The sequence below is a fragment of the Nonomuraea rhizosphaerae genome (assembly GCF_019396405.1).
Lineage (GTDB): Bacteria > Actinomycetota > Actinomycetes > Streptosporangiales > Streptosporangiaceae > Nonomuraea > Nonomuraea rhizosphaerae.
This window is the reverse complement of sequence record NZ_JAHKRL010000112.1, coordinates 1-8,082: the sequence shown is the minus strand read 5'-3', so window position 1 is coordinate 8,082 and position 8,082 is coordinate 1. Positions and strand designations below refer to the sequence as shown.

Annotated in this window: 11 protein-coding genes and 1 pseudogene; 5 read left to right on the top strand and 7 right to left on the bottom strand. The window is 71.9% G+C overall.

Annotated features, from left to right (window positions below; translation table 11 throughout):
* Positions 1-204: pseudogene (locus tag KME77_RS05645) on the top strand (hypothetical protein); the annotation flags it as partial.
* A gap of 87 nt (positions 205-291) precedes the next feature.
* Here KME77_RS05645 and KME77_RS05640 read toward each other — a convergent pair.
* The 5 genes from KME77_RS05640 to KME77_RS05620 all read right to left on the bottom strand — a co-directional run bounded on the left by KME77_RS05640 (position 292) and on the right by KME77_RS05620 (position 3,692).
* Complete coding sequence (locus tag KME77_RS05640; protein WP_219462632.1) at positions 292-1,332, bottom strand: Gfo/Idh/MocA family protein; 1,041 nt, start codon at positions 1,330-1,332, stop codon at positions 292-294.
* A gap of 8 nt (positions 1,333-1,340) precedes the next feature.
* Complete coding sequence (locus tag KME77_RS05635; RefSeq protein ID WP_219462631.1) at positions 1,341-2,072, bottom strand: ThuA domain-containing protein; 732 nt, start codon at positions 2,070-2,072, stop codon at positions 1,341-1,343.
* 92 nt (positions 2,073-2,164) lie between these two features.
* Positions 2,165-2,434 carry a hypothetical protein gene (locus KME77_RS05630; protein ID WP_219462628.1) on the bottom strand — a complete coding sequence of 90 codons (270 nt, stop codon included), beginning with the start codon at positions 2,432-2,434 and terminating at the stop codon, positions 2,165-2,167.
* Between the two features lie 9 nt (positions 2,435-2,443).
* Entirely contained in the window at positions 2,444-2,653 is a 210-nt protein-coding gene (locus KME77_RS05625) for a hypothetical protein (RefSeq protein WP_219462626.1), read from the bottom strand.
* A gap of 76 nt (positions 2,654-2,729) precedes the next feature.
* A complete protein-coding gene (locus KME77_RS05620) occupies positions 2,730-3,692 on the bottom strand; it encodes a GlxA family transcriptional regulator (protein ID WP_219462624.1) in 963 nt (320 codons plus the stop codon).
* 98 nt (positions 3,693-3,790) lie between these two features.
* On the opposite strand from KME77_RS05620, the gene KME77_RS05615 reads away from it, so the two are divergent.
* Positions 3,791-4,174, top strand: a complete 384-nt coding sequence (locus tag KME77_RS05615; RefSeq protein WP_246609218.1) for a hypothetical protein — start codon at positions 3,791-3,793, stop codon at positions 4,172-4,174.
* Positions 4,175-4,211: 37 nt separating this feature from the next.
* Positions 4,212-4,658 (top strand): nuclear transport factor 2 family protein, encoded by a 447-nt coding sequence (locus tag KME77_RS05610; RefSeq protein ID WP_219462620.1) that lies wholly within the window; start codon positions 4,212-4,214, stop codon positions 4,656-4,658.
* Positions 4,659-4,672: 14 nt separating this feature from the next.
* Here the strand turns inward: KME77_RS05610 and KME77_RS05605 are convergent, their stop codons facing one another.
* Positions 4,673-5,689: a LacI family DNA-binding transcriptional regulator gene (locus KME77_RS05605; RefSeq protein WP_219462619.1), complete on the bottom strand. Its 1,017-nt coding sequence runs from the start codon at positions 5,687-5,689 to the stop codon at positions 4,673-4,675.
* A gap of 160 nt (positions 5,690-5,849) precedes the next feature.
* On the opposite strand from KME77_RS05605, the gene KME77_RS05600 reads away from it, so the two are divergent.
* Together KME77_RS05600 and KME77_RS05595 are read left to right on the top strand one after the other, a co-directional pair.
* Positions 5,850-6,386: a SigE family RNA polymerase sigma factor gene (locus tag KME77_RS05600; protein ID WP_219462617.1), complete on the top strand. Its 537-nt coding sequence runs from the start codon at positions 5,850-5,852 to the stop codon at positions 6,384-6,386.
* The gene (locus KME77_RS05595) at positions 6,383-7,573 is read left to right on the top strand and encodes a selenium-binding family protein (protein WP_219462616.1); all 1,191 of its coding nucleotides are present in this window, start codon (positions 6,383-6,385) and stop codon (positions 7,571-7,573) included. The genes KME77_RS05600 and KME77_RS05595 overlap by 4 nt, the downstream gene beginning before the upstream one ends.
* Before the next feature lie 5 nt (positions 7,574-7,578).
* On the opposite strand, the gene KME77_RS05590 is transcribed toward KME77_RS05595, so the two are convergent.
* Positions 7,579-8,082 (bottom strand): substrate-binding domain-containing protein (locus KME77_RS05590; protein WP_219462614.1); only part of this gene is annotated, 504 nt, incomplete at its 5' end.

Here is an 8,082-nt window from a genome sequence, read left to right as displayed (position 1 = left end):
GGGGGGCCGCGGCGGTGGGCGGCGGTGGCGGCGGCGCCCGCCGAGGCGTTCGACGACCTGCCCGTCACCGCCGACACCCGTGCCGACCGCGCCGCCCTGTTCGCCGCCGAGCTGCCCGTCAAGGCGCACACGGTGATGCAGCTCGACGGCGGCCCGCTCGGCGACCAGTGGGCGCGCGTGCCCAACCCGCTGGCGCCCTGGTGATCGGACGTCCGGCGCGGCGGTGACCGGCCGGACGCCCAGGACGTGCTGGTGACCGGCCGGATGCCCCGCGTGCGCCGCCGACCGGGCTCAGACGTCGAACGCCACCGCCACCCTGGCCCCCGTGCGGACCGACTCCAGCGCGGCCGTCACCATGGCCAGGCTGCGGATGTTGTCGTGGCACTCACCCTGGGGCGCCCGCCCGGTGCGCAGCCCCGTCACGAACTCCTCCAGCCCCTCCGCGAGCCCGCTGAACCTGGTCCGCCCCGGGTAGCGGTCCGGCTCGGGCCGGTGCCTGCGCACCTTGTGGCCCTTGGCCGCCTCCACCGTGGGCCGCCCGTCGCCGTCCCAGCGCGCGGTGCCGTACGAGCCGGCCACCCGCCAGCTCCCGGTCCACGACGTCGCGTGGCCGGGCGCCGACCAGCTCCCGGTGAAGGTGTAGCGCAGGCCGCCGGTCATCTCGAAGATCGCCGTGGCCGAGCAGGCGCCCGGGTACCACGTCCACGGCGGCCGGAACGACTCGCAGTACGCGCTGACCGGATCGGCCCCCGACACCGCCCGCGCCGCGTCGAACAGGTGGATCGCCATGTCCTGCAGCAGCGGGTGCTCCAGCGAGGACAGGAACGCCACCCCCTTGTACGGCATGAAGAACTCCGACGTCATCACCCCGAGCGGCCCCAGCTCGGCCACGGTCCTGCGGAAGGCGACGAGGTTCGGCAGGAAACGCCGGTTCTGGTTGACCGCGAACAGCCGCCGCGACCGGTCCGCCGCCCTGACCATGACGCGCGCCTCGTCCATGGTGATCGACATCGGCTTCTCGCTCAGCACCGACACCCCGCGGTCCAGGGCGGTGACGGTCACCTCACGATGGGCCTCGGGCACGGTGCAGTTGACGACGAAGTCGGGCTCCTCGCCGTCGAGCACGGCGGTGAGCGAGGAGCTGACGGGCAGGTCCTCCAGGCCGAGCGCGTCGGCGGAGGCGCGGGCGCGCTCCTCGGCCACGTCCACCCAGCCGACCAGCTCGGTCTGCGGGTGCGCCAGTAACTCGGGCGCCCACTGGCCGCCGATGAACCCGGCGCCGACGACCACCCCGCGCAGCGGCCGGTCGCCTTCCACAAGGTCGAACGTCATGGTGGCTCCTACCACTCGATGGGGGTGTGGGCGTTGCGCAGGGGCTCATGGGCGCCCGCCGTGGGCGCGGCCCACAGCACGGCGTTGGCGAGCACGCGCCGCACGTCGGGGTGGTGGTAGACGGGATAACCCTGGTCACCGGGGCTGAAGTAGAAGATCCGGCCCAGGCCGCGGCGGTAGCAGCAGCCGCTGCGGAACACCTCGCCGCCGCTGAAGTTGCTGACGAACACCAGCTCGTCCGGCTCCGGGATGCCGAACGGCTCGCCGTACGTCTCCTGCCGCTCGATGACCAGCGGCCGGGGCACGCCCTCGGCGATGGGATGGCCGGGGGCGGTCGTCCAGACCAGCTCGCGCTCGCCGGCGTCACGCCAGTTGACCGTGCAGGAGGTGCCCATCAGGGAGCGGAACACCTTGGAGAAGTGGCCGGAGTGCAGCACCAGCAGGCCCATGCCGCCGAGCACGTGGCGCCGTACCCGCTCCACGACCTCGTCGGACACCTCCTCGTGCGCCATGTGGCCCCACCAGGTGAGCACGTCGGTCTCGTTCAGCTCCTTCTCCGACAGGCCGTGCTCGGGGTCCTCCAGGATCGCGGTGCGCACCCGTACGCGTGAGCCGAGCCGCTCGGTCAGGCCCGCGGCGATCGCGCCGTGGATGCCGTCCGGGTAGCGAAGGCGTACGTCCTCCTCCCTTGGTTCGTGGTAGTTCTCGCTCCAGACGGTGACGTTGACCGGCATACGCATGCCTCCCCGAGGTGATCGACCCTTCGGGGTTGTTCTCGCCGCTATCGCGATGGTTGAAGCCGGGTAATCGGCCGTTCAAGGGCGGATATCGGTCAGCGTTTCTGACCGTGCCAGTCGATGCCGAGGCCGCGCAGCCATTCGACGTCGCATTCGCGCACGTCGGGGACGATCTCGGCGACGCCCGTGCGGATCCGCTCGCGTCCGCCGAAGTGGACGGCCAGGGCGTCGCCGACGTCGAGGACGACCTTCTCGTGGTCGGGCCCCCGGCGCAGCAGCGTCCGACGGCCGCATCGGGGGCACAGCCACTCCTCGGTGCCGGAGTCGGAGACGCCCACCATGATCATCTCGTGCGTCCCGCTCACGGCGCTCTCCTAACGGTCCTGGTGCGGCCAGGGTGAGGCGGCCACCACGACCCCGTACAGCAGGTGGTCGACGAGCAGCGCCGCGCGTTCCTTCAGGTCGGTGTCCTTGTGCGGCAGGCCGAGCGCCGTGGACAGCTGCCTCAGGCCGGACATCGACATCGCGCCGATCATGCCCCGGGCGCCCGATCGCAGGACGGGCGTCCGGCGGTTCCGTGTCATGGTGGTCGGCTACCTAACGACAAGCCGGTTAAACCTCCACAAGCTTCCACAAAAGCCGCCTGCGACCGGCGAATGGCTAGGCGGATCGCTGCGTCAGCCGGTAGCGCGACGGCGGGATCCCGTACCGGTCGACGAACGCCTGGCGCAGCGTCTCGGCCGTGCCGAAGCCGCAGCGGGCGGCCACGCTCGCCAGGGGCAGCGTGGTCGAGCCCAGCAGGTGCGCGGCGGCCTCCGTACGGACCTGCCTGACGAAGCGTCCGGGGGTCTGGCCCAGGTTCTTGAAGAACAGCCGGGTCAGGTGCCGCTCGCTGACGCCCGCGCGCATCGCCAGCGTGCCGGCCGCCAGGTCGCCGTCGAGGTTCGTGGTGACGTGGTCGATGATCTGCCTGACCAGCCTGTCCTCGCACGGCGGCGCCTGGGTGAAGATGCTCATCTGCGCCTGGTTGCCCGGCCGTTGCAGGTAGGTCACCAGGCCGCGGGCCACCTGCCTGGCCAGGTCGGCGTCGTTGTCCTCCTCGATGAAGGCCAGCGTGAGGTCCAGGGCGCTGGTGACGCCGGCCGCCGTGTAGACGTTGCCGTCGCGGATGAAGATCGGGTCGGGGTCGACGGTCACCTCGGGGTGCCGTACGGCGAGGTCACGCGCCCACTGCCAGTGGGTGGTCACGCGGCGGCCGGTGAGCAGGCCCGCCGCGGCCAGGACGCTGCTGCCCGTGCACACGGACGCGACGCGGCGGCTCTCCCGGGCCAGGCGGCGGATGTGGGCGAGCAGCAGCCGGTTCTCGGCCGCGTCCCAGGAGCCGATGCCGCCCACGACGATGATCGTGTCGAGCGGGCCGTTGACCCGTTCGAGCGTCTGCTGCGCCGGCAGGACCAGGCCGCTGGAGCAGGTGATGGGATTGCCGCCGGGCGTGGCCACCGTCGCCTCGTAGAGGGGGACCTCGGCGTAGTAGTTGGCGTTCACCAGGGCGGTGGTGACGCAGGCGATCTCCAGGAGCTCGGCCGCCTCGTAGGCGACGACGACCACCCGTCGTGGGCTCATGTTCCCGACCCTATGACGGAAGGACCGGGATCCCAAGTTTCCGGACCTGGCCACCCGGTATGCTTCGCCGGCCCGGCCCCGGGCGGGACAGTGGTCGCATGAACCGCTCTTGGCGCCGCTTCGCGTGGCACTACGTGGAAATGGTCATCGCGATGTTCGCCGGGATGTTCGCGCTCGGCTTCCTGGCCGACGCCGTCGGGCTCGGCTTCTCCCACGACCAGGAACCGGAGCTGGCCTATCTGCTGATGGCGTTCAACATGTCCGTCGGCATGGCCGTCTGGATGCGCTTCCGCGGTCACGACTGGGCGGGGACGCTGGAGATGTGCGCCGCCATGTTCGTGCCGGTCGTGCCGCTGTTCCCGCTGCTGTGGATGGGCGTCATCGACGGGATGGGGCTGATGATGGCCGCGCACGTGGCGATGTTCCCGCTCATGCTGCTGGTGATGCTGCGGCGGCGCGACGAGTACGCCCACGCGCACTGATCTGGCGCTTGAACCAAGCGTTTGGTTGGATCGGCGCATGGACGACCGTGAGATCGCCGACCGCCTCCAGATCGCCGACCTGCTGGCCCGCTACGGCTACGCCGTCGACAGCGGCGAATGGGACCTGTTCGACGAGGTGTTCACCGACGACGCCGTGATCGACTACCGCGCGACGGGCGGCATCAACGGCTCCCGCGCGGAGGTCAAGGACTGGCTGGCCGGCGTGCTGTCGGACTGGCCGGGGCGGATGCACCTGATCGGCACGGCGCGCGTCCGCTTCGAGCCGGACCTGTCCGGCCGGGACGGGGCTCAGGTGAGCGCGCCGTTCACCGACACGCTCTCCCCGTCGCGGGAGCTGATCGCCGCCGACGCCAAGGGACTGCTGCGGGGCGGCGGCTGGTACCACCACCGGATGCTGCGCGACGGCGGGGGCTGGCGCAGTCGCGAGCTGGTGGTCGAGCAGACCTGGCGCACCATCCAGTAAGGAGCGGCGGCGCCCTATGCCGGGACCGGCACGGCCCCGGTGCTGCCGCGCGGGGTCAGCCTGGCGGCCTGGTCCTCGAACGGCGGCACCGTCGCGCCCGCGATCAGGGCCAGCAGCCGCCGCGCCGCGTGCGCGCCGTACGCCGGGATGTCCCTGGTGAGCGCGGTGAGCGGCGGGCGCACGACCTGCGAGAGCGGCGAGTCGTCCCAGGCGACGATGGACAGGTCGCGCGGCACGTCGAGCCGCATCTCCTGGGCGACCGACAGGCCGGCCACCGCCATGATGTCGTTGTCGTAGACGATCGCGGTGGGCCGCTCCGGCGAGCTGAGCAGCCGCCTGGTCGCCCTGGCCCCCTCCTCGCCCGTGTAGTCGGTGTGCACGGTCACGTGCTCGGCCGCGCCGGCGCACGACTCCTCGAACGACCGGTCGCGCAGCGCGGTGTGCACCAGGTCGGCCATCCCGGCCACGCGCGCGACGCGGCGGTGCCCGAGCGCGACGAGGTAGCCGATGGTCTCGCGGATCGCCTCGCCGTCGTCGGACCAGACCGCCGGCAGCGAGCCGGCCTCCGACGGGTGGCCGATCACCATGACCGGCATGCCGAGCTCCTCCATCGCCGCCACCCTGGCGTCGGTGTAGCGCAGGTCCACCAGGAACGCGCCGTCGATGCGGCTCTCGCCCCACCAGCGCCGGTAGACCTCGATCTCCTGGCGGTGGTCGGCCACGACCTGGAGCATCAGCGCGTACGAACGGTCGGCCAGCTCACCCTCGATGCCGCTGATCAGCTCCATGAAGAACGGCTCCACGCCCAGGATCCGCGCCGGACGGCAGAGCGCGAGCCCCACGGTGTGCGCCCGCGCCCCGTTGAGCGCCCGGGCGGCGCTGTTGGGGCGCCAGCCGATCTCCTCGGCGATGGCGACGATCCGCGCGCGGGTCGCCTCCGACACGCCGGGCTGCCCGTTGAGCGCGTAGGAGACGGCCACCTTGGAGACCCCGGCTCGGCTGGCGATGTCGGCGATCGTGGGTCGCTTCACGGGAGCCCCTTAATGAACCGGTTATCTGCTCATACTGTAGGACACTCACTAGCGCAGTTTCAGAGCGGCAAGGGCTGCGGTCAAGGGCAACTTATCCGGTTCAGGGAGAACTTTCTCCCGGACGCAGGCATAGCGGGAAGGGGGCGCCGGCGTCTGAAGGATGTCGATCCAACTACGGGAGGTGGCCGTGGACGCCGCGGACGAGCAAGGCTTCCGCGAGTTCGTCTCTTCGCGCTCCCCGGCCCTGATGCGGCTGGGGTTCCTGCTCACCGGTGGTGACCAGCACGGGGCCGAGGACCTGGTGCAGACCGCGCTGGCGAAGCTGGCGGCCAGATGGCGCCGGGTGGAGGCGCCCGAGGCGTACGCCAGGCAGATCATGTACCGCCAGCAGGTGAGCTGGTGGCGCGCGGCCGGGCGGCGCGGCGAGGTCGTCCAGGCCACGCCGCCGGACCTGCCGGGAGCCGACCGCACCCATCAGAGCGAGCTGCGCCTGGTGCTGCGCGCCGCGCTGGCCAGGCTCACCCCCAAGCAGCGCGCCGTACTGGTGCTGCGCTACTTCGAGGACCTGCCCGACCACGAGGTGGCCCGCGCGCTCGGCTGCTCGGTCGGCACGGTCAGGAGCACCACGCACCGATCGCTCGCCCGGCTCCGGCGGATAGCCCCCGAGCTGGCCGCGGAACTGGAGGCCGCATCATGACCCGACTGCTACGCGACACCCTGCGGGAGTGGGCCGGGGAGGCCCGGGTGCCGCACGACCTGGCGGACCGGGCGCTGCGCAGGCGCTCCTGGCTGCCCATCGGGGCGACAGTGCTGGCGGCGGGGCTGGCGGTGGGGCTGGCGGCGGTCGTCGCCGTGTTCGCCTTCGGCATGGGCGGCGACAACACCGCCGTGCGCCCGGCGACCGGCGTCAGCGTCCCGGTGCGGCCGGCGGTGACCTCGACCGACGTGCGCGGCGACGAGGAGAACGCGCCGCCGCGCAAGCTGGTCGCGGCCGGGAACGTGGCGCTGTCCGCGTACTACACCACCGAGATCGAGAAGCTGGAGGGCAACTGGGAGCGTGCCCGGCGCGTCTGGTCGCTGTACGACCCGCGCACGGACACCTACGAGCGGACCTCGTGGGCCTGGGTGGACGCCGCGCCGGGGCTCCAGCTCGCCGCGGTGGTCGAGGGCGACCTGCTCGGCAAGCGGATCGGCGTTCTCGACATGAACACCCGGCAGCTCCTCGACACGATCGACCTGGAGCACGCCGTGGGCTCGGTGTCCTGGTCGCCCGACGGCACCAAGCTGCTGGCCACGGCCTACTCGGAGTATCCGGACCGCTGGCAGGTCATGGGGGAGAACTCCCAGTCGATGCCTGAGTCGACACGTATCGGCTACTACGTCATCGACATCGCCACATCGGAGGTCCGCTACCGCGCGCTGCCTCCGTACGCCGAGAACAACGTGAACGTCCGGCAGGACCTCGGCTGGAGCCTCGACGGGTCGCTGATCTGGCAGCCCACCTCCCTGGGCAGGCAGCCCAGGATCTACCTCGACCGCGACGGCAAGCAGGTGGACGCGCCGAAGGACGACGCCTACCTCAGCCATGACGGCATCACCAGGCTCTCCCCCAACGGCAGGCTGGTGCTCGGCGACGACGGCCTGCCGACGAAGATCACCGACCGGGAGACCGGCGCGGTCGCCGGCACCCAGAGGGTCCTCCAGCTCCTCGCGTGGGCCGACGACGAGCACGTCATCGCGCTCGGCTGCGCGAAAGCCTGCGGCAACGAGTTCGACAACGGGCTGGTGCTGGTCAGCGTGGACGGTTCGCGGACCGTCCCGCTCACCGCGAAGGTCAACCGCAGCAAGGGCGAGTGGAACTGGGTGCTCACCCCGCGCAACTGACCTCCTCAGGAGCTCCGGGTGAACTCCGAGACGTTCCGTTCGGTCGCCACCTTCACCGGTACGCCCACGGCCGGGTCGATCCGCTCGCCCCTGGCCGCCTTGACCGCGGCGGAGACCGCCTGCCGGCCGATCAGGGCGGGCTGCTGGACGACGGTGGCGGCCATCGTGCCCGCCCTGACCGCCTTCAGCCCGGCGGGCGTGCCGTCGAAGCCGACGACCGCGACGTCTCCGCCCGCCCTGTCGCCCAGCGCCTTGATCGCCCCCAGGGCCATCTCGTCGTTCTCGGCGAACACGCCGCTGATGCCGGGATGCGCCCGCAGCAGGCCCGTCATGACGGTAAGCCCCTTGGCGCGGTCGAACCCGGCCGACCGCCTGGCCACGACCTGGATCTCCGGGTAGGCCGCGATGCCCTCGGCGAACCCCTGACCGCGCTCGCGTGAGGCCGACGTGCCGGGGACGCCCTGGAGGACCACCACCCGGCCCTGCTCGCCGAGCTGGCCGGCCAGCTC

Bases quoted from the DNA above. Each gene is read 5' to 3' on its own strand.
- KME77_RS05600 (WP_219462617.1), top strand. From the start codon at position 5,850: ATGTCGATCCAACTACGGGAGGTGGCCGTGGACGCCGCGGACGAGCAA.
- KME77_RS05610 (WP_219462620.1), top strand. From the start codon at position 4,212: ATGGACGACCGTGAGATCGCCGACCGCCTCCAGATCGCCGACCTGCTG.
- KME77_RS05620 (WP_219462624.1), bottom strand. From the start codon at position 3,692: ATGAGCCCACGACGGGTGGTCGTCGTCGCCTACGAGGCGGCCGAGCTC.
- KME77_RS05615 (WP_246609218.1), top strand. From the start codon at position 3,791: ATGAACCGCTCTTGGCGCCGCTTCGCGTGGCACTACGTGGAAATGGTC.
- KME77_RS05625 (WP_219462626.1), bottom strand. From the start codon at position 2,653: ATGACACGGAACCGCCGGACGCCCGTCCTGCGATCGGGCGCCCGGGGC.
- KME77_RS05640 (WP_219462632.1), bottom strand. From the start codon at position 1,332: ATGACGTTCGACCTTGTGGAAGGCGACCGGCCGCTGCGCGGGGTGGTC.
- KME77_RS05595 (WP_219462616.1), top strand. From the start codon at position 6,383: ATGACCCGACTGCTACGCGACACCCTGCGGGAGTGGGCCGGGGAGGCC.
- KME77_RS05635 (WP_219462631.1), bottom strand. From the start codon at position 2,072: ATGCGTATGCCGGTCAACGTCACCGTCTGGAGCGAGAACTACCACGAA.